This is a genomic window from Pseudomonas paraglycinae (assembly GCF_021601625.1).
Classification (GTDB): Bacteria; Pseudomonadota; Gammaproteobacteria; order Pseudomonadales; family Pseudomonadaceae; genus Aquipseudomonas; species Aquipseudomonas paraglycinae.
The window spans coordinates 59,271-78,957 of record NZ_BQHR01000023.1 but is presented as its reverse complement, the minus strand read 5'-3'; the positions used below and the strand labels follow the sequence as shown (position 1 = coordinate 78,957).

At 59.4% G+C, this 19,687-nt stretch carries 24 protein-coding genes and 1 tRNA gene; 7 read left to right on the top strand and 18 right to left on the bottom strand.

Annotation, left to right across the window (positions count from 1 at the left end):
• Together L6D82_RS26155 and L6D82_RS26150 are read left to right on the top strand one after the other, a co-directional pair.
• A partial coding sequence (locus L6D82_RS26155; protein WP_248285767.1) for an HNH/endonuclease VII fold putative polymorphic toxin occupies positions 1–502 on the top strand: 502 nt, incomplete at its 5' end.
• 2 nt (positions 503–504) lie between these two features.
• The gene (locus L6D82_RS26150) at positions 505–909 is read left to right on the top strand and encodes an Imm50 family immunity protein (RefSeq protein ID WP_221532962.1); all 405 of its coding nucleotides are present in this window, start codon (positions 505–507) and stop codon (positions 907–909) included.
• A gap of 190 nt (positions 910–1,099) precedes the next feature.
• Here L6D82_RS26150 and L6D82_RS26145 read toward each other — a convergent pair whose 3' ends face one another.
• From L6D82_RS26145 to L6D82_RS26130, 4 genes are all read right to left on the bottom strand, one after another.
• A complete protein-coding gene (locus L6D82_RS26145; RefSeq protein ID WP_007952178.1) occupies positions 1,100–1,264 on the bottom strand; it encodes a hypothetical protein in 165 nt (54 codons plus the stop codon).
• Positions 1,265–1,387: 123 nt separating this feature from the next.
• A complete protein-coding gene (locus tag L6D82_RS26140; RefSeq protein WP_236191939.1) occupies positions 1,388–1,810 on the bottom strand; it encodes a glycine zipper domain-containing protein in 423 nt (140 codons plus the stop codon).
• 137 nt (positions 1,811–1,947) lie between these two features.
• On the bottom strand, positions 1,948–2,316 hold the full coding sequence (locus tag L6D82_RS26135; protein WP_011333227.1) for a hypothetical protein: 369 nt from the start codon (positions 2,314–2,316) through the stop codon (positions 1,948–1,950).
• 310 nt (positions 2,317–2,626) lie between these two features.
• A complete protein-coding gene (locus L6D82_RS26130) occupies positions 2,627–2,815 on the bottom strand; it encodes a hypothetical protein (protein ID WP_085690513.1) in 189 nt (62 codons plus the stop codon).
• 242 nt (positions 2,816–3,057) lie between these two features.
• Here L6D82_RS26130 and L6D82_RS26125 point away from each other — a divergent pair, with 242 nt between their 5' ends.
• On the top strand, positions 3,058–3,336 hold the full coding sequence (locus L6D82_RS26125) for a hypothetical protein (RefSeq protein WP_064594653.1): 279 nt from the start codon (positions 3,058–3,060) through the stop codon (positions 3,334–3,336).
• A 53-nt stretch (positions 3,337–3,389) separates the two neighbouring features.
• On the opposite strand, the gene L6D82_RS26120 is transcribed toward L6D82_RS26125, so the two are convergent.
• On the bottom strand, positions 3,390–3,710 hold the full coding sequence (locus L6D82_RS26120; RefSeq protein ID WP_085748512.1) for a YbjQ family protein: 321 nt from the start codon (positions 3,708–3,710) through the stop codon (positions 3,390–3,392).
• 154 nt (positions 3,711–3,864) lie between these two features.
• Positions 3,865–3,954 (bottom strand) — tRNA-Ser (locus tag L6D82_RS26115).
• 307 nt (positions 3,955–4,261) lie between these two features.
• Between L6D82_RS26115 and L6D82_RS26110 the strand changes: the two genes are divergently transcribed.
• The 3 genes from L6D82_RS26110 to L6D82_RS26100 all read left to right on the top strand — a co-directional run bounded on the left by L6D82_RS26110 (position 4,262) and on the right by L6D82_RS26100 (position 6,997).
• The gene (locus L6D82_RS26110) at positions 4,262–4,951 is read left to right on the top strand and encodes a crotonase/enoyl-CoA hydratase family protein (RefSeq protein WP_236191938.1); all 690 of its coding nucleotides are present in this window, start codon (positions 4,262–4,264) and stop codon (positions 4,949–4,951) included.
• Positions 4,952–5,168: 217 nt separating this feature from the next.
• Positions 5,169–5,891, top strand: a complete 723-nt coding sequence (locus L6D82_RS26105) for a 1-acylglycerol-3-phosphate O-acyltransferase (protein ID WP_236191937.1) — start codon at positions 5,169–5,171, stop codon at positions 5,889–5,891.
• Between the two features lie 134 nt (positions 5,892–6,025).
• On the top strand, positions 6,026–6,997 hold the full coding sequence (locus L6D82_RS26100; RefSeq protein ID WP_236191936.1) for a magnesium and cobalt transport protein CorA: 972 nt from the start codon (positions 6,026–6,028) through the stop codon (positions 6,995–6,997).
• Positions 6,998–7,035: 38 nt separating this feature from the next.
• On the opposite strand, the gene L6D82_RS26095 is transcribed toward L6D82_RS26100, so the two are convergent.
• The 3 genes from L6D82_RS26095 to L6D82_RS26085 form a co-directional block, all read right to left on the bottom strand.
• Positions 7,036–7,758 (bottom strand): amidotransferase, encoded by a 723-nt coding sequence (locus L6D82_RS26095; protein WP_007959955.1) that lies wholly within the window; start codon positions 7,756–7,758, stop codon positions 7,036–7,038.
• A 95-nt stretch (positions 7,759–7,853) separates the two neighbouring features.
• Positions 7,854–9,998 (bottom strand): 3-hydroxyacyl-CoA dehydrogenase NAD-binding domain-containing protein, encoded by a 2,145-nt coding sequence (locus L6D82_RS26090; RefSeq protein ID WP_236191935.1) that lies wholly within the window; start codon positions 9,996–9,998, stop codon positions 7,854–7,856.
• Between the two features lie 17 nt (positions 9,999–10,015).
• On the bottom strand, positions 10,016–11,221 hold the full coding sequence (locus tag L6D82_RS26085) for an acetyl-CoA C-acetyltransferase (protein WP_236191934.1): 1,206 nt from the start codon (positions 11,219–11,221) through the stop codon (positions 10,016–10,018).
• Between the two features lie 624 nt (positions 11,222–11,845).
• Between L6D82_RS26085 and L6D82_RS26080 the strand changes: the two genes are divergently transcribed.
• Complete coding sequence (locus tag L6D82_RS26080) at positions 11,846–12,631, top strand: c-type cytochrome (RefSeq protein ID WP_129973362.1); 786 nt, start codon at positions 11,846–11,848, stop codon at positions 12,629–12,631.
• 14 nt (positions 12,632–12,645) lie between these two features.
• On the opposite strand, the gene L6D82_RS26075 is transcribed toward L6D82_RS26080, so the two are convergent.
• From L6D82_RS26075 to L6D82_RS26035, 9 genes are all read right to left on the bottom strand, one after another.
• The gene (locus L6D82_RS26075) at positions 12,646–13,455 is read right to left on the bottom strand and encodes a transglutaminase family protein (protein WP_007959971.1); all 810 of its coding nucleotides are present in this window, start codon (positions 13,453–13,455) and stop codon (positions 12,646–12,648) included.
• A complete protein-coding gene (locus tag L6D82_RS26070; protein ID WP_007959974.1) occupies positions 13,452–14,402 on the bottom strand; it encodes an alpha-E domain-containing protein in 951 nt (316 codons plus the stop codon). The genes L6D82_RS26075 and L6D82_RS26070 overlap by 4 nt, the downstream gene beginning before the upstream one ends.
• 12 nt (positions 14,403–14,414) lie before the next feature.
• Positions 14,415–15,824 (bottom strand): circularly permuted type 2 ATP-grasp protein, encoded by a 1,410-nt coding sequence (locus L6D82_RS26065; RefSeq protein ID WP_085748507.1) that lies wholly within the window; start codon positions 15,822–15,824, stop codon positions 14,415–14,417.
• A gap of 478 nt (positions 15,825–16,302) precedes the next feature.
• Positions 16,303–16,650, bottom strand: a complete 348-nt coding sequence (locus tag L6D82_RS26060; protein ID WP_236191933.1) for a ribonuclease E inhibitor RraB — start codon at positions 16,648–16,650, stop codon at positions 16,303–16,305.
• A 210-nt stretch (positions 16,651–16,860) separates the two neighbouring features.
• A complete protein-coding gene (locus tag L6D82_RS26055) occupies positions 16,861–17,094 on the bottom strand; it encodes a hypothetical protein (RefSeq protein WP_007959980.1) in 234 nt (77 codons plus the stop codon).
• 156 nt (positions 17,095–17,250) lie between these two features.
• Positions 17,251–18,126 (bottom strand): polyamine aminopropyltransferase, encoded by an 876-nt coding sequence (speE, locus tag L6D82_RS26050; protein WP_007959983.1) that lies wholly within the window; start codon positions 18,124–18,126, stop codon positions 17,251–17,253.
• 134 nt (positions 18,127–18,260) lie between these two features.
• A complete protein-coding gene (locus tag L6D82_RS26045; RefSeq protein ID WP_007959984.1) occupies positions 18,261–18,452 on the bottom strand; it encodes a PLDc N-terminal domain-containing protein in 192 nt (63 codons plus the stop codon).
• A 71-nt stretch (positions 18,453–18,523) separates the two neighbouring features.
• Entirely contained in the window at positions 18,524–19,054 is a 531-nt protein-coding gene (locus L6D82_RS26040) for a hypothetical protein (RefSeq protein ID WP_129973348.1), read from the bottom strand.
• 90 nt (positions 19,055–19,144) lie between these two features.
• Complete coding sequence (locus L6D82_RS26035; protein ID WP_011333214.1) at positions 19,145–19,663, bottom strand: ankyrin repeat domain-containing protein; 519 nt, start codon at positions 19,661–19,663, stop codon at positions 19,145–19,147.
• Positions 19,664–19,687 lie beyond the last annotated feature (24 nt).

Here is a 19,687-nt window from a genome sequence, read left to right as displayed (position 1 = left end):
CGCGGGTGGGTTGAATCAGTACCGGTATGTGCCGAATCCGACGGGGTGGGTGGATCCGTTGGGGTTGACGTCCAACTGTCCGCCCAAAAATGGAAAATCAGTTGCTTGTTCAGATTTTGGTGAGGTTGAGCTTCCGGATGTTTCCAGACGCGGCGCTTTCAGACAGGCAAAAGCTGATGCAGGGATTCCGAAAGGTCAACAGCCAGACGTACAGTTTGACGAGGTCAGTGGCAAACCAGGTCAGTTTATTTACATCAACATGACCGATATAAACGGCAAAAGCATCTTGAACGACTCCGGCATACCCATTAGAACTAGACAGTACATGTACACTCGACAGGATGGTTTCAAGCTAATATTGCAAGATCACTCTGCTGGACATAAATTCGGCGACGCTAGGAAAATTGGAGATCAAGGACCACACTTCAACATACGTCCCGCAGCCAACCCAAGAACTGGAAAAGTCAAAAATACAGACGAGCACTATCCTTTCAGGAAATAACCATGAAGCACTGGACCGATATAGCAGAAAGCACTTTTTTCAACATGATCTTCAGCTCCCCAATAGCCATCGGAGAGATAAAACTTTTTATCTTAAATATCGACAACAATTACTCGACCGTCACCTTAGGTTTCGACATACCTGAAATCCCGGACACCCCTCCGAAAAAATGGGAAAAAATGGGATTTAACGCTTGCCGCATAGGAATAACATGCAGCGAAATAGAGGATTTGGCATTACACAATCTACCTACAAACAAAAACCTGAGATTAACCATCAAAAATACTGGTTCACGATTTAGAGTTTCGGCCATTTCTGACGACTCATCGATATACTTCACGACAGCTTTTATAAGCCTTCGCGAACCTACGGTTTATCTGTCCAGCATTCCATTCCATGAAACATGATGAATAATCTTAAGACCTGACATTCGAACCTCCATCGCGATAGCTTTTACTTGCAAGACTTACTATTTGTTATCAAGAGATATGTGCAATTACTTTATTTAGTTTCAGATCAGAGTACCCAAGTCGATTACCAAAATCTAAACGAACAACAGACGAAAATTAATGCAGGAGAATTGATGCATGCACCCAATCACTCATCATCATCAAAATCCTCATACTCAAGCTCTTCCTCACCCTCCAAAAGAGGAACCGTCGCATCATCCATCAACGACCCCGGGTCTTCATTCCCCGGGTCATTGATAAACGGCAATCCGCTCGGGCCTTTTTCTTCCTTGCCTTCGGTTTCGGGAGTCATGGCGCACCTCGTCAGTCGCATTCGTATACGACGTTCGAAAAGTATGGTCGCCATTCGTTCCAGCGCATGACGCGCAGGCACAAAAAACCCGGCATAAAGCCGGGTTTCCGTAGAACCGGTCACTCAACGATGACGGTTCTTGTGTTTGTTCTTGTGCTTGTGACCACCGCCGGAGTGCGACTTGCCGCCATCGTCACCCAGGTTGTTGCCGACCGCGCCACCCGCTGCGCCGCCCAACCCTGCGCCGATAGTCGAACCGGTGGAGCCGCCGAGGCTGTTGCCGACGACGGACCCGCCTGCGGCGCCGAGGCCACCGCCAATGGCGGCTTCCGTGCGATTGCGTTTGTTCGCTCCGACGGCACTGCCGGCCGCGCCACCAACGCCAGCACCCACCGCAGCACCGGTGCTGCCGCCGAGTTGGCCGCCGACCACATTGCCCAACGCGCCACCCAATCCACCACCCACGGCGGCCGTGCCATCACCGGCGGCCATGACGCCTTGGGCCACGAACAATCCCAAAACCAATGCGGATAATGTCAATCGCATACAGACCTCACAGGTCCCGAGTCGGGACGGTTCGCCCGCGGAGGGGGCTACGTAGCATTGGAGGCGAATTCGGGAAAAACGTTCAGCAACGAAAAGGCCCGGCATAAAGCCGGGCCTTTTCAGTCACGCGTTGGCAATCAGTGACGCTTGTGACCCTTGGACAGATTGCTGCCCACTGCGCCACCGGCTGCGCCGCCCAGGCCAGCACCGATAGTCGCACCGTTCTTGCCACCCAGGCTGTTGCCGATGATCGAACCACCCGCTGCACCGACACCACCGCCAATAGCCGCCTTTGTGCGGGCACCCTTCTTCGCTGCCAACGCACCGCCAGCTGCGCCGGCCAGGCCAGCGCCAATCGCCGCGCCGTTGCTGCCACCCATTTTTTGGCCAACCACGTTACCCAGCGCGCCGCCCAGGCCGCCGCCCAGTGCGGCGGTACCGTCGCCAGCCATTGCACCTTGAGCAACCAGAAGCCCCAGAACCAGAGCAGGCAGAGTTAAACGCATGACGAAAAACCTCAACAGAAGGAATAAAAAAGGGCGCAGATTGAATGCTGTTGTCGCGGCAATGTCCAGCGTTGCAGCGCACTTGGCGCCGATTGGACAGCGAATATGGAAAAGGTTTTATGACGGACAAAAAAAAGCCCGCTGGGGAGACGGGCTGGAGACTTGCTTTCTAACGGATGGCTTCACCCTACCCAGCCGGGTGTGAAAAGTTTGTGAAAGAAACCACACGAATCTGCAATTTCTGTAGGACGCCTCTCAAAAAATAGAAACAAAAAACCCCGCTCAATGGCGGGGCTGTATGGCATCCGGATTACTTCCTGGAACGTGCCGTCACCTTGGGCAGAAATTTTGCTTTAGGCCCCTTGGGTGCCGTGGACTTGATCTTGCCGGTCTGCACCGGGTCCTCGCCAAACCCGGCCTGGTACTCCGTCTGGCCGCAGCGCACGCAATTGTTGAATGGAAATTCAGCCCCGTCGTCTTCGATGTACGGATCAGTCATCTCTTCACCCCTTTCCAAATGCGGGCCGACACCGGCAAACCCTTTTGCCTGAAAAAATATCGACCTCCAAGGCTTTTGAGACTAGCCGGTCATTCCTGGACTTGTGGTTCAGATCACCCGAAGCCCGACGAATGGCCCACGGAAATTAAACACAATGACGAACCGTTGGTCCCCCGCCGCTAAAGATTCCCGGCGATCGGCCGCTGCCCTTTTTCCTACGCAATCAATCTCAAGGAGAGAACATGGAAATCAAAGGATTCCCGACACTGCCTGTCGTAAAGCTCACGGACGAACAGATCGCCGCCGGCAAAGCCGGGGCGGAGAAACTCAAGGAAAAGATCGCTTCAGGTGAAATTGTCATCAAGCAGCCGACCGGACCGAGTCCGTTGCAGCCTGGCGTCATCTACCACCCGGACCCGGTTCAGCCAGTTCAACCAGGCGATACCCCGCCTCTCGTTGCGATCGATACACCGCTGACCTATGACTCGAAAGGCACTATCCTGCTCAAACCACAGGGCTGATTGTCAGCAAAGAGCCCATTCCGTTGAATGGGCTCACAAGCGGAAACCAATGCTCAGCGCAACTTGACCGCTGTACCGGTCGCAAACACCACTACCATGCCGCCCTTCCCTGCCGGCATGCTGATCTCGAAATCCACCCCGACCACCGCATCCGCCTGCAAGGCCCGCGCGCGCTCCCTGATCTCGTCAGTCGCCTGAACACGCGCCTCCTTCAACGCCCGCTCCAGCGTCTGCGAACGCCCGCCGAAAAAGTCCCGCATGCCCGCGAACATATCGCGAATCACATTCACGCCCTGCACCGACTCGGCACTGACGATGTCCAGATATGCCGTAATCTGCCGGCCTTCGATGGAGTGGGTGGTGGAAATGATCATGGAGGTCGTCCTTTTACTTGCCGGATAAAGCCGCGATTGTAATGCCCTGGCAAAGGGAAGCCGAACCGATCTCTGTGACCAAAAAAATCCGGACGCCAGAATGCACAAAACCCCTGGCTTCTTTCGAAACCAGGGGTTTTGTTTACATCGAATTTGGCGGTGAAGGAGAGATTCGAACTCTCGATACAGTTTCCTGTATACACACTTTCCAGGCGTGCTCCTTAAGCCACTCGGACACTTCACCGTATCTCTTCAAACATGTTCTGTCTGTCGAGGCGCGCTAATGTAGTCGAAAGCTTTTCTGATGGCAAACTTTTTTTCAGAATTTTCATGCGGTTAAGAGAAAAAATCGCTTCCACCTTCCAGCGGCCATGGCAATCCGGCCAATCTCGGGTGGGCGCAGCCCTTCTATATAGGTGCGCAGGCGTCAGGCGCGGGGCGTGTTGCAGCGCATCGGCCGGTAAACGGTGACTGGCGGGTCAGTCACAGTGCTTTACCTGACCGGCGACGGTGGGTAACGTCTGCCCATCTTTCTTATAAGGAATTGCGCCATGAGCGACCTGATTGCCTACCACCTCGAAGACGGTATCGCGACCCTGACCCTGAGCAACGGCAAGGTCAACGCCATTTCCCCGGACGTGATCGCGGCCTTCAACGCGGCGCTGGATCAGGCGGTGGCGGATCGTGCCGTTGTGATCATCACTGGCCAGCCGGGCATTCTCTCTGGCGGCTATGACCTGAAAGTGATGACCGCCGGCCCTAAAGAAGCGGTGTCCCTGGTGACTGCGGGTTCGACTCTGGCCCGTCGTCTGCTGTCGCACCCGTTCCCGGTGATTGTTGCTTGTCCAGGGCATGCCGTAGCCAAAGGCGCATTCATTCTGTTGTCCGCCGATTACCGGATCGGTGTCGACGGCCCGTTCAGCATTGGTCTGAACGAAGTGCAGATCGGCATGACCATGCACCACGCCGGCATCGAGCTGGCTCGTGATCGCCTGCGTCGCTCAGCCTTCCACCGCTCGGTGATCAACGGCGAGATGTTCGATCCGCAAAGCGCAGTGGATGCCGGCTTCCTCGACAAAGTGGTCGCGGCCGAAGAGCTGCAAGGCGCCGCCCTCGCCGCTGCGCGTCAGTTGAAAAAGATCAACATGACCGCACACAAGAACACCAAGTTGAAAGTGCGCAAGACGCTGCTGGAAACCCTGGACAACGCGATCATCCAGGATCAGGAGCATCTGGGCTGACACCCGGCTCATACCGATTCAGAAAAGCCCGACCGTCGTGTCGGGCTTTTTTCTTACGCGGCTTGTTGAAAACTCCGCGGCAGCTCTAGGACACCTCTGACCAACAAGTCGGAAACATGCGCTTAAACATCGCCCATCTCCGGACTCTATAGCGGCAATTGCCGAAAACAGTGCACATCCGTACACTGCGCCACCTTTTGTCCCGATGGGCCTGAAAATGCTGTTTGTGTTTCGTATGTTATTGATGGGCCTGCACTTTATTCTGGCGGGGATACTCGGAGTGATCCTCGGGCTGTGCCGGCCATTCAATCCGGACAACAGTCGCCTGTGCGCCCGCCTCTATGCACTGCCGGCCATGTGCATTTTGCGTCTGCGAGTGAAGGCCGAAGTCTGCCCGTTGATGAACAAACCCGACAGCTGCGTGATCATCGCCAATCATCAGTCCAACTATGACCTGTTCGTGTTCGGCAACGTGGTGCCGCGTCGGACGGTGTGCATCGGCAAAAAGAGCCTGAAGTGGGTGCCGCTGTTCGGGCAGCTGTTCTGGCTGGCGGGCAATGTGTTGATCGATCGTGGGAACGCGCACAAGGCGCGCCAGTCGATGCTGACCACCACCGACACCTTGCAGCACAAAGACACCTCGATCTGGGTGTTCCCGGAAGGCACGCGCAACCTGGGTGAGGAACTGCTGCCATTCAAGAAAGGCGCGTTCCAGATGGCCATCGCCGCCGGGGTGCCGATCGTTCCGGTGTGTGTCAGCAGCTACATCAAGCACATGCGTCTGAACCGCTGGCACAGCGGGAAAGTTCTCATACGCTCGCTGCCGGCAATTCCTACCGTCGGCCTGACCATGGATGACATGCCCATGCTGATCAACCAGTGCCGCGAACAGATGCGCGAATGCATCGATGCGATGGACCGGCAGCTGCAAGCTGCGTGAAAAAGAAGCCCGCCCTGTGCGGGTTTTCTTTTGCCCGGTGAACTGTGCAGATTTCACTGACTCTCAAGCAGCGACACGGCTAAGCTGAAGCCATGTCTCCCCTGCCATCTGCCAAGAAGAAGTGAATCACCACCATGGGTCGAGTTGTTGCTGCTGCGGTTTACAGCGCCGGTAAGAAAGTCACCAATATTTCCCTCGACGAAGGCGCGGCCTGGGCCGCCAAGACCGGCCACTTCGTCTGGATCGGCCTCGAAGAGCCGAGCGCCCAGGAACTGTCCAACCTGCAACGTCAGTTCAACCTGCACGAACTGGCCATCGAAGACGCCCTGGAAAAGCACAGCCGGCCGAAGCTGGAAACCTTTGGCGACGCGCTGTTCATCGTCACCTACTCGCCGGTGCGCGAACACGGGATTCTGCAGTTCATCGAAACCCACATCTTCGCCGGCAAGGGCTACATCATCACTGCCCGCAATGGCCACTCGGCGTCCTACGCCCACGTCCGCCAACGCTGTGAGGCGCGGCCGCTGTTGTTGGAGCACGGGGAAGATTTCGTACTGTATGCGCTGCTGGATTTCGTGATCGAAAACTATCAGCCAGTGGGCGAAGCGATCCACGCCGAGATCGATGAACTGGAACGCAACGTGTTGTGCAGCGCATTGAATGAACACGACATCCAGAAGCTGCACGGCCTGCGTCGCGACGTCCTGCGCCTGCGCCGTTACGCCGCGCCAATGGTGGAAATCGGCGAAGAACTGCAGAAGCTGAGCTTCCCCTTCATCGACAAGAACATGCGCCCGTACTTTCGCGACGTGCAGATCCACGTGAACCGGCAGATGGAAGATCTGACCACCCTGGCCGATATCGCCAGCCAGACCATCGAAATCGGCGTGCTGCTGGAAGCATCACGCCAGAGCGTGGTGCAGCGCAAATTCGCTGCATGGGCGGCGATTCTGGCGTTCCCGACAGCGGTGGCCGGGATCTACGGGATGAACTTCCAGAACATGCCGGAGCTGAGCTGGCACTACGGCTATTTCGGCGTGCTGGGCTTTATCACGGTCGGCTGCGTGAGCCTGTGGGCGAGCTTCAAGAAATCCGGCTGGCTATAAGAAAAAACGCCCCGTGTAAAACACGGGGGCGTCTGGATTCAAGCAGCGGTCGGCTTGTGCGCCACGAAACGCATCATCCATTCCGCGACGGTGGTGCCGTGGTGCTGATGCTCCAGACTGGCCACACCCTTACTGTAAACCTGCTCGCCCAGCGCTTCCTGACGCAGATCCAGCAGCGCTCGCGAGTAGTCGTGAATGAATTCCGGATGACCCTGGAAGCACAGCACCTGATCGTTGATGTGGTACGCGGCAAACGGGCAGAAATCGCTCGACGCAATCACCGTTGCATTCTCCGGCAGCGCCGTCACCTGGTCCTGGTGACTGATCAACAGCGTCAGCTCTTCACGCACCGGGCTCATCCACGGCGCCTTGGCCGCCAGTTTGTAGTTGTGGATGCCGACACCCCAGCCTTGCGTGGCGCGCTCGCTCTTGCCGCCCAGCAGCAGCGCCAGCAGTTGATGGCCGAAGCACACGCCGAGCAGTTTGTCGCCGCGCTCATAGCGGGTCAGCAGGTATTGCTTGAGGGTCTGGATCCACGGGTCGGTACCGAACGAGTCGGCCTTGCTGCCGGTGACCAGGTACGCATCGAAGGTCAGGTCATCACTCGGATAATCGCCCTGCATCACGTTGTACACCGTGAACTCGGCGGCGATCGGCTGTTGCGAGAACAAGCGCTGGAACATCTGCCCGTAACCCTGATATTCATCGACCAGTTCCGGACGCAGGATGTCGGTTTCCAGAATGCAGATGCGTAGCGACATAAAAAATACCTGACACGTGATGGGAATAATGCACACCCCAGAGCCTGCCTTGAAACCACCCGGCAAGGCAAGCCCCGAAATGCGTCCCCAGCCCGTTAGAACAATTCGCCCCTCGCAGCCTTCTCAAGCAGCAACGCTGGCGGTGCGAAACGCTCGCCGTACTGCTCCGCCAGATACTGCGCCCGCGCGACGAAATCCTTCACGCCATATTGATTGATGAACTGCAACGCGCCGCCCGTCCATGCCGCAAAACCGATGCCGAAAATCGAGCCGACGTTGGCGTCCGCCGTCGACGTCAGCACGCCCTCCTCCAAGCAACGCACGGTTTCGATGGCCTGCACGAACAGCAGTCGATCACGCACATCCTTCGGCGATATCTGCCCGTCGGCTTTCTCGAACCGGGTTTTCAGCTCGGGCCACAGATGTTTCTGCCCACCCGCCGGGTACTCATAAAAACCGCCTCCCGCTGCCTTGCCCGGCCGCTTGTATTCGTTGAGCAGCAAGTCAATCACGGCGAACGCCGGGTGCTCAATCATCGGTTTCCCTTCTGCTTGAAGGTCTTTGGCCGTTTGCTGACGGATATGGCTCATCAGGCTGAGGGAAACTTCGTCAGAGATCGCCAGCGGTCCTACAGGCATGCCGGCCTTGCGCGCTTCGGTCTCGATCATCGGCGCGCTGACGCCCTCACCCAGCATCGCAATGCCTTCATTGGTGAAAGTGCCGAATACTCGCGACGTGAAGAATCCGCGACTGTCGTTGACCACAATCGGGGTTTTCTTGATTTGCAGTACGAAATCGAACCCGCGTGCGAGGGTTTCGTCGCTGGTTTGCGCGCCCTTGATGATTTCCACCAGCGGCATCTTTTCCACCGGGCTGAAGAAGTGCAGGCCGATAAACTTGCTTTGATCCGGTACTGCGGTCGCCAAGCCAGTGATGGGCAAGGTCGATGTGTTGGAAGCAATCACAGCGTCGGCGCCAACCACCTGTTGCGCTGCTGCCGAGACCTTGGCCTTGAGTTGACGATCCTCGAACACCGCCTCGATGATCAGATCGCAACCCGCCAGATCGGCATCGCTTTCGGTCGGGTGAATAAGCGCCAGCACCGCTTCACGCTGCTGCGCAGTCATCTGCCCGCGAGCGACTTTCTTGTCCAGCAACGCCGCCGAATGCGCCTTGCCCTTTTCCGCAGCCGCGAGGTTAATGTCCTTGAGCACCACGTCGATCCCGGCCAATGCGCTGACATAGGCGATCCCGGCGCCCATCATGCCCGCTCCGAGCACGCCCACTCGCTTCGTCATATAAGGTGCAAAACCCTGCGGCCGTGAACCGCCGGCATTGATTTCATTGAGTTGGAACCAGAACGTGCCGATCAGGTTTTTCGAGATCTGGCCGGTGGTCAGTTCGGTGAAGTAGCGGGTTTCGATCAGGTGCGCCGTGTCGAAATCCACCTGCGCGCCTTCCACCGCCGCGCACAGAATCTTCTCCGGCGCCGGCAACGTGCCCTGGGTTTTGGTGCGCAGGATCGACGGCGCAATCGCCAGCATCTGAGCAACTTTCGGGTTCGACGGAGTGCCGCCGGGAATCTGATAACCCTTCACATCCCAACGCTGCACGGCCGCAGGATTGGCCAGAATCCAGGCCCGGGCCTTGGCCAGCAGCTCATCGCGATCCGCCGCCAGCTCATCGATCAATCCGGCCTGCAACGCCTGCTGCGGACGGACTTTCTTGCCTTCAAGGAGGTACGGCAAAGCCTTTTCGATGCCAAGCATGCGCACCATCCGCACCACGCCACCGCCGCCCGGCAACAGGCCGAGGGTCACCTCCGGCAGACCGAGCTGAACCGACGCATCGTCCAGCGCCACGCGGTGGTGGCAGGCCAGGCAGATTTCCCAGCCACCGCCGAGCGCCGCGCCGTTGATCGCCGCGACCACCGGTTTGCCGAGGGTTTCCAGGGTGCGCAACTGACCCTTGAGGGTCAGCACCATGTCGTAGAACGCCTTGGCTTCGGGCTTGCCGACCTTGATCAGTTCATTCAGGTCGCCACCGGCGAAGAAGGTTTTCTTGGCCGAAGTGATGATCACCCCGGCGATGTCATCTTTTTCCGCCTGCAAACGGGCGACGCTTTCGGCCATGGCCTCGCGGTACGCCGCGTTCATGGTGTTGGCGCTCTGGCCCGGCATGTCGATGGTCAGGACAACGATGCCGTCCTGGCCTTTTTCGTAACGAATGGCTTGGGTCATGACAGGATTCCTTGGGGTCAGAGGCGTTCGATGATGGTGGCGATGCCCATGCCGCCGCCGACGCACAGCGTCGCGAGGCCGTAGCGCAGGCGCCGGGCTTCCAGTTCATCGAGCAAGGTGCCGAGGATCGCGCAACCGGTGGCGCCCAGCGGATGGCCCATGGCGATCGAGCCGCCATTGACGTTGACCTTGTCCGGGTCGACAGCCATGTCCTTGATGAATTTGAGCACCACCGAGGCGAACGCCTCGTTGACTTCAAACAGGTCGATGTCCTCCACCCGCAGCCCGGCCTTGGCCAGCGCCTTGCGAGTGGCCGGCGCCGGGCCGGTGAGCATGATGGTCGGGTCGGTGCTGGTGACCGCCGTGGCGACAATCCGCGCCCGAGGTTGCAGACCCAACGCACGCCCCTTCGCTTCGGAGCCAATCAGCATCAGCGCCGCGCCGTCGACGATCCCCGAGCTGTTGCCCGGCGTGTGCACATGATTGATTCGCTCGACATGGCTGTAGACCCGCAATGCCGTGGCGTCGAAGCCCATCTGACCGATCATTTCGAAACTCGGCTTGAGCTTGCCCAGGCCTTCAAGGGTCGACTCGGCGCGAATGAATTCATCGTGATCGAGCAGGATGATGCCGTTCTGGTCCTGCACCGGCACCAGCGACTTGCTGAACGAACCGTCGGCCCGGGCGCGGGCAGCTTTCTGCTGCGAGTGCAGCGCGTGGGCATCGACGTCCTGCCGGCTGAAGCCTTCAAGGGTGGCGATCAGGTCGGCGCCGACGCCTTGTGGTGTGAAGTGGCTGTGCAGGTTGGTTTGCGGGTCCAGCGCCCAGGCGCCACCGTCGCTGCCCATCGGCACTCGGGACATGGATTCGACGCCACCAACTACCACCAGGTCTTCGAACCCGGAGCGCACTTTCATCGCCCCCAGGTTCACCGCTTCCAGCCCCGAGGCGCAGAAGCGGTTGATCTGCACGCCCGCGACGCTGACGTCCCAATCAGCCACCTGCACGGCGGTCTTGGCGATGTCCGAGCCCTGATCGCCAATCGGCGTGACGCAACCGAGCACCACGTCATCGATCTGGCTGGTGTCCAGCGCCGTACGTGCCTGCAAAGCGGTCAGCAGCCCGGCCACCAGGTTCACCGGTTTGACGCTGTGCAGCGATCCGTCGGCCTTGCCCTTGCCACGGGGCGTGCGTAACGCGTCGAAAATCAAAGCTTGGGTCATGACGTCCTCGAACCTGTGCGGTGAGTGAAATTCGTACTGTCACTGTTGTCTTCGCAGGCCATCGATTCAATGACCACAGCGCTCAATGACGTTGACGCGCACGCTCAGACGGACGGTCATCCGTGGCTTGATTAACCGGTTCAGGTGCGCGAGCTGTCTAGCAAACGGGCGGCAAAGAAGCTGGCAATGGGCCTCATGCCTTTTTAATCGCGACAGGTAGCAAATACATACGAAATGGATCTAAGCGAAGCGTGACGCGGGCCCTAAGGTGAAGATGTACGTCGTTGTCGTCGGGTTTTGCCGAGACAGGCGTTCGCTACAGGAAGTGCAGCGCTTGCCGTCATGGATATGCAGGCAGGCATCAGGAAATAACAAAAAAGGCGGTCAAGCCATGTTCAAACAACCGAAAGTACGGCAAGCAGGGCTCATTCTTTTCGCCACGACGCTGTTGTTGATTCTGCCGAACCTGACCAAGGTCATCGGCTGATTCAAGCGGCAGGTATTGTTTATCGCCACTGAAAATGTGACTGGCCCGCTATCCGGGCCAGCGTGGCTGTGCCAACCTTTGCGCACTTTCACGACACGGACGGCGATCATTTGAAAACGCTCATTCTGTTCGGGGCCATGCTGCTGAGCATGCCCCTGTCTGCCGCGCAGCTGAATCTGGAGCTGGGCGCGAACAGCCGCACCTGGCAGACCGAGGAATTGCTCAAGCATCCTCAGGTACAAACCCTCACGGTCAAGAATGATGTGTCCTACAAGAAGGACATGACTTATCGCGCCGTGCCGATCGCCGCGCTGCTGACCGGCATCAAACCGGACGATCACCTGCAAGCCGTAGCGCTGGACGGTTTTGCCGCCGAACTGTCCGCCGCGCCGCTACTGAACAACAAAGGCTCACGCGCCTGGCTCGCCATCGAAGATCCGGCGCAGCCCTGGCCGCCGCTGTCGGAAGGCAAGCACAGCGCCGGGCCGTTCTATCTGGTGTGGACCGATCCGCAGGCCGGCAATATCAGCCCGGAACAATGGCCGTTCGAAGTGGCGAGCATCAAGCGCATGGCGCCGGTGGCCGAGCGCTTCCCTGCCCTGCTGCCGGATCCTGCGTTGAAGGCCGATGACCCGGTGAATCAGGGTTTTGCGCTGTTCCAGAAGAACTGCCTGGCCTGCCATCGCCTGAATGGCGCGGGCGATGCGCAGTTCGGGCCGGACCTGAATATTCCGTACAACCCGACCGAGTACTTCGGCGCGGACTTCCTCAAGCGCTACATCCGCGACCCACAGAGTCTGCGTCAGTGGCCGCAAGCGAAGATGCCAGGGTTTTCTGCCGAGGTGTTGCCGGATGCGGATCTGCAGAAGCTGATCGGGTATTTGCAGCACATGGCCGGGCGCAAGGTTGCGCCGGCCAAGTAATCCAATTACGCCGCTTACTGCTGCTGCACCGAGATGATTGGCGCTGGTGTCGGCGACACCAGCACTTTCGCGTGCATCTGCTCTGAGCCGCCGCCCCGGCGCATCCCTCGCACCGGGCAGGCGTCGAGGTAATCCAGACCCACCGCCAGTTTCAGGTGCCGCTCCGGCCGCGCCAGCTCATTGGTCACGTCAAAGCTGTACCAGGCGTCGTCGATCCAGGCTTCGGCCCAGGCGTGACTGGCCAGATGCTCGCAATCCTCGCTGTACAGATAACCCGACACATACCGCGACGGCACACCGAGGCTGCGCGCGCAGGCGAGAAACGCGTGGGCGTGATCCTGGCAAACACCCGCCCGGCCGGCAAATGCCTCGGCGGCGCTGGTGTCGACTTCGGTGGCGCCCGGTTTGTAGGTCATGTGCTGGTTCAGCCCATGCATCAGGTCGATCAGTGCATTGCGGTCGCGTCGTTGCTTGCAGGACTTCTCGGCAAACGCCCGCAGCGCCTCGTCAGCCTCTGTCAGCCGGGTGAAACGCAGGAACGGCAGCGCCGACTGACTCTCGTGTTCGGCTTCGCGCAACTCGTCGATATCGACCTGCCCCCGGGCGCCGATGATGATCGCTTCGTGGGGCTCGTCCATGGTCAGCACGTGCAGGATGTTGCCGAACGGATCGAGCTGGGCACGCACCGGGCGCGGCAGGTCGAGCTGCCAGCTCAGCACGTGCTGACGCTCGCTGTCGTGGGGCGTCAGGCGCAGGTACTGGATGCTCGCTCGCACCTGATCTTCGTAGTGATAGGTGGTCTCGTGGCTGATGGAAAGTCTCATGCGGCCTCCAGGTAGGAACTGTGAATGGCGTTGCCCAGCTGGCGCACCAGCGGGATGAATTCGGTGAGCCAGGCGTGCAGCCCTTCCTCGAGAATTTCCTGAATGCCGGTGTAACGCAGACGCGCGTCCATTTCCGCCGCCAGTCGTTGCGCTGGACGACCGTTGGCCCCCGGCAATTGCGCGAGAATCTGGTCGATCTCTTCCGTGCAGGCCCGCAGCGAACGCGGCACGTCGGCGCGCAACAACAGCAGCTCGGCCACATGCCGGGCGCCGGGCGCATCGCGATAGATCTCGGTGTACGCCTCGAACGACGACAGCGCCCGCAACAGCGCACTCCACTGGTAATAGGCGTGGGCCGTGCCGTCGCTGACCGCTTCGGCCTGATCGCCGGCCATTTCGTAGCGGGCATCGAGCAGGCGCAACGTGTTGTCCGCCCGCTCGATGAACGTACCCAGGCGAATGAAACGAAACGCGTCGTTGCGCATGATGGTGCCGTAGGACGCGCCCCGAAACAGGTGCGAACGTTCCTTGATCCACTCGCAGAAACGGCTCATGCCGTAGCGGCTGAGGCCCTGATTGGCGATCCCACGGATCTCCAGCCAGGTGGCGTTGATGTTCTCCCACATGTCGGCAGTGATTCGCCCGCGCACCGCATGGGCGCTGGCTCGCGCCGCGCCGAGGCAGCTGTAGATGCTCGCCGGATTCGCCGCGTCGAGGGCGAAGAAGTGCAGCAAGCGCTCGGCATGCAGCTCTCCGTGACGTTCCAGGTAATCGTCCAGCGTGCCGGTGATCAGCAGAGGCATCGCCAGTTCGTGCAGGCCGTCGCCACGGCCGTCCTGCGGCATCAGCGACAGCGAATAGCTGACATCGAGCATCCGTGCGAGGTTTTCCGCCCGCTCCAGGTAACGCGACATCCAGTACAGATCCGAGGCAGTTCTACTTAACATGGCAGGCTTCCTTCAATCCTCGACCACCCAGGTGTCCTTGGTTCCGCCGCCCTGGGATGAGTTCACCACCAGAGAGCCTTCACGCAGGGCGACACGGGTCAAACCGCCGGGCACGACCCGGGTTTCGCGGCCGGACAATACGAACGGACGCAGGTCGATATGGCGCGGCGCAATGCCGTTTTCGACAAAGGTCGGACAGGTCGACAGCGACAGCGTCGGTTGCGCGATGTACGCGTGGGGCTTGGCCTTGATCCGCTCGCGGAACGCATCGATTTCCGCGGTCGTCGCCGCCGGCCCCACAAGCATTCCGTAACCGCCGGAGCCCTGGGTTTCCTTGACCACCAGTTCCGGAAGATTGGCCAGTACATGGGAAAGTTCAGACGGATTGCGGCATTGCCAGGTCGGCACATTCTTCAGGATCGGTTCTTCGTCGAGGTAGAAACGGATCATCTCGGTGACAAACGGGTACACCGATTTGTCGTCCGCCACGCCGGTGCCGATGGCATTGGCCAGCACCACGTTGCCCGAGCGATAGGACGACAGCAGCCCCGGCACGCCGAGCATCGAATCCGGGCGGAACGCCAGCGGATCGAGGAACGCGTCGTCGAGCCGGCGGTAGATCACGTCCACGGCTTTCGGGCCGTCGGTGGTGCGCATGAAGACTTTGTCGTCGCGCACGAACAAGTCCGCACCCTCCACCAGCTCCACGCCCATTTCCCGGGCCAGGAACGCATGCTCGAAAAACGCGCTGTTGAAGCGTCCCGGTGTCAGCACCACCACACTCGGGTCGTCGATCGGGCTTGAGCTTTTCAGGGTGTCGAGCAGCAGATTCGGGTAATGGTCGATCGGGGCGATGCGCTGGGCCGCGAACAGTTCCGGGAACAGGCGCATCATCATCTTGCGGTCTTCGAGCATGTAGCTCACGCCGCTCGGCGTGCGCAGGTTGTCCTCGAGCACGTAGTACGTGCCGTCGCCGTCGCGCACCAGATCGACGCCGGAGATGTGCGAATAGATATCGCGGTGCAGGTCCAGCCCCTGCATCGCCAACTGGTATTGCTCGTTGGCCAGCACCTGTTCGGCGGGAATGATCCCGGCCTTGATGATGCGTTGCTCGTGGTAAAGGTCGGCGAGGAACATGTTCAGCGCCTTGACCCGCTGGATGCAGCCGCGCTCGACGATCCGCCACTCGCTGGCGGGAATGCTGCGCGGAATGGTGTCGAAGGGAATCAGGCGTTCTGTCCCTTGCTCGTCCCCGTAGAGCGTGAAAGTGATCCCGGCACGATGGAACAGCAGATCGGCCTCGCGCCGCCGCTGGGCCAGCAGTTCGTCAGGCGTTTCGGCCAGCCAGCGGGCAAACTCCCGGTAATGCGGGCGGATCTGGCCGCCGGCATCGTACATCTCATCAAAATAGGTGCGGATCATGCCGTACTCCTTGTCACCCCGGACATACAGGCCTTCGCAAGGCCCGTGCCATCGGCATAAACGCTTTGATTTCAATCGGTTGGATATTTACGCCACACGCACCGCACCATTCCTGTGCGGCAAATGCCCCAACCTGATCGCCCCCGCTTCATTGCGACGCAGTCCCGTCGCCTATCACCAGCATAGTCAGAGTTGATTTCACTGCTCGGTGCCGGCTGCGGATAATCCGCGCATCCGCTGCAAAAACGTCGCTGACGAAGTACGCAGCCCCACTGATCCGGCTTGCCTCGGCAGCCATCCCGGCCGTAACCCTGAGCGGTTTCCTCTCCTTCCGGTCTTCCCTTTCAGCCACCTTTTCAGGTGGCTTTTTTTTGCGCCGGTTTCTTGTTTCAGGGTTTTGCCATGGGGTGTTCAGGGGGGCAGAAACGACAACGGCCGACCCGAAGGTCAGCCGTAGCTCGACGTGTTGCGAGAGTGATCAGTTCAAACGGTGCCGGTTGCGGATCTCCTGTTTCACGCCCCAGCCTTCGATGATGCCGCCCAAGGGCTCGACCACCGCCGAAAAGCCCTGCTCGAAATCGCCAATGTCGTCGTAGGTTGCGTACATCACCTTGCTCAATTCCAGAGACCAGGCGCCGTCGTCGCGCGCACTGACCTGGGCATTGATGGATTCACCGCGAAATTTGTCTGCCGCCCTGCGCGCCCGCTCCTCGTCCGGGAAAATGGCGTAGAACTCGATGGGATGGAATCGGGAAAAATCGAAACCGCCTTCTTTCATGCGGCGCAGCACACTGCTGCTGATGTCTTCTTGATAGGCTGTGCTCATGAATCGTCCCCCTCGCATAGATGGATAGACTTTCCGTATTCCCTGCACTGGCCCAATGGGCCCGGGTGCTTACGGCAACCGCGTTGCCGGCGGGAAACAAGCATGTAGCTGACAAGACCAGACCTTAGCGATCCGTTCGCTGATCTCGCTTGCAGAGTAGCCCCAAGATAGAGCCGCTGCCAAGGCCTGGTACATGAAGAAAATGAAGATTCAGATTGGGGTGATGCTGCGGATTTCGATGCTGTTCTGGGTTTTCAGGCTTTTCACGCCGGCATCGGCGGTGCGCCCTTCCAGATCGTTCAGGTCAAGCTCGGCGGCGACCGGCAACAACCGTTCCTTGATGAGGCGGGCTGCCCGTTCATGACTGGGGCATTCCTCGCACTCGAAGACTTCGTCGATCGTTTCACCATGATCGTCCACGAAAGTGACTTTCCACTTTGACATCGGAGCCTCCTCGATCAAACCCGCAAATGGGCTTACACCTATCTCGACTTTTGTCAGGATTGATCGTTCAAAAGGTTTACACCGATGCAACATGAAAAAAGCCGAGGCCGGCGTGTTTTCGCACACCGGCCTCGGCTTTTTCTGACCCGCGAACGATCAGTCGTTGCTTGGCTTGTTCACTGCCTGCAGCACGTATTGCGGCAAGGCGAAGGCGCCGATGTGGATTTCCGGGTTGTAGTAGCGGGTGACGATGCCGCTGCCGATGAAGCGCTGTTGCAGCACTTCGCGGCTCAGCTTGCGGTAGGCCGGGTTGGTCGAGCCCCAGGCGAAGGTCATCGAACCGCCGATGTAGGTCGGCACGGCTGCCTGATAGAAGTGCCAGTCCGGAAACAGGCTGCGCAGGCGGCCGGCGGTGGTTTTCACTTCTTCGATCTGCATGAACGGCGTGCCGTTCTGGGTCACGAGGATACCGCCCTCGTTCAGGCAGCGGTGGCAGGCCTGGTAGAAGTTTTCCGAGAACAGCACTTCGCCCGGGCCGATCGGGTCGGTGGAGTCGGAAATGATCACGTCGAACTTTTCGGTGGTGGTCGCGACGAAACGCATGCCGTCGTCGATTACCAGGTTCAGGCGTGGATCGTCGTAGGCGCCCTTGGAGTGGTTCGGCAGGAATTCCTTGCACATGTCGACCACGGTGCCGTCGATCTCGACCATGGTGATGTGCTCGACGCTGGCGTGTTTGGTCACTTCGCGCAGCATGCCGCCGTCGCCGCCGCCGATGATCAGCACGCGCTTGGCGGTGCCGTGGGCTAGGATCGGCACGTGGGTGAGCATTTCGTGGTAGATGAATTCATCGGCTTCGGTGGTCTGGATCACGCCGTCCAGCGCCATCACCCGGCCCATGCGCGGGTTCTGGAAAATCACCAGGTGCTGGTGTTCGGTGCGCACTTCGTGCAGCAGTTTTTCCATGCGAAAACGCTGGCCGTAGCCTTCGTAGAGGGTTTCCAGGTATTCGCTGGTCTTGGTGACGGTCATGGTGAAGTGCTCCGATGAATGCGCGGGCGCCAATCGTCAGGTTCGATTGCCCGGGAAAGGCGCGCATTCTACGTTGCCGAAGATGACAGGTCGAACCTCAGTTCATCGGTCCGACCCAATCACGGTGCGAACGGTCAGATCCGCACATTGCCCCGCGGCCCGGCAATCGCCCAGATGATCAGGCCCAGCACCGGCAGGAGGATGATCAGCAGCACCCAGAGGATTTTCATCCCGGTCTCGGCGCCGCTTTTCAGCACGTTGATGATCGCCCAGATGTCGAGCGCAAGAATGATCAGGCCGACCAGGCCGTTGAACGTGGAACCCATGGTGTCGCTCCAGAATAGTGGCATGCACTTTTAGGATAGACGGTCGCGCACAGGGTTCCCTTTTATTGCGTTCAGACGTGAACGGCGACCTTCAGGGCTTCCAGCGACGGCGCGGCGGCAATGCCGACTTCGGCGCACAGTTCCAGCACGCGCGGTACGTCGTTGCCGTAGACCAGCACCACTTGCAGCTCATCATCGAGCAACTGGCTGAAGTTCATCAGCGTGTAACCGCCGTTTTCCTTGTTCAGGCTGCTCATCTGCACCTGGATGCGGTTGAGCGCGGTCAGCGCCTCGGTCTTGGCCAGTTGCTTGGGCTTGAGGTTGAACTCGACGCCCGGGCCGAACGAAGCAACGATCTGCGCGAACAGGTCGGCGTAAGTGTCAGCCTGGAACAGCACGGTCTCCGGCAGGCTGCCGACCACGACCCACTCGCCCAGCGGAATCGGGAAAGTGTCGTCGTAGTTGATATCCGGGTTGGCGGTCAGAAATGCGTCGGCATCGGCGTAGGCCTGTGCCGCTTCGTCAGCGACTTTCTGAATCTCGTCGTCGCCCATGCAGCCGGAGCTGATTTTGCTGATGAGTTCGGCGAGTGCGGCTTTCATGGGAGCGGATCCTGTGGCGAAGGGAATTTTGAGGGCGCGAAGGATAGCGCATTCTCGCCTTCGCCACAGAGCGGGTTCCGGCCAGCGGCCTCAGCCCAGCAGTTTTTCCAGCTGCGCGGTGGTGTCCACGGCGCCCATGGTGCGGGCCGCGTCCAGCGCGGTGATGCCATTGGCATCCTTGGCTTTCGGATCGGCGCCCTGGTCGATCAGGTAATCGACGATTTCAACCCGGTTGAACATCGCCGCCATCATCAGCGCCGTGCGGCCATCGAAGGATGCGCCCTCAATCTGCGCACCGCCCTCGACCAAAGCCTTGACTACGGCCAGATCACCCTTGAACGCCGCGCCGGCAATCGGGCTCTGGCCGTTGCCGTTGCGTTGTTCCGGGTCGGCCTTGTGCTTGAGCAACACTTGCACCGCATCCACATGCCCGTAGTAGCTGGCAAGCATCAGCAGGGTGTCGCCCTTGCTGTTGGTCAGGTTCACCGGCAGACCGGCAGTGATCAGGCGATCGAGCATCACCGCGTCGCCCTCGCGCGCCTTGTTGAACACCTGTTCAGTGAATTCGGCTGCTTCCTCGGGGGTCATCTGGCGGCTTTGGTCGGACATGGGGCAACTCCACTTTCGGTCGTT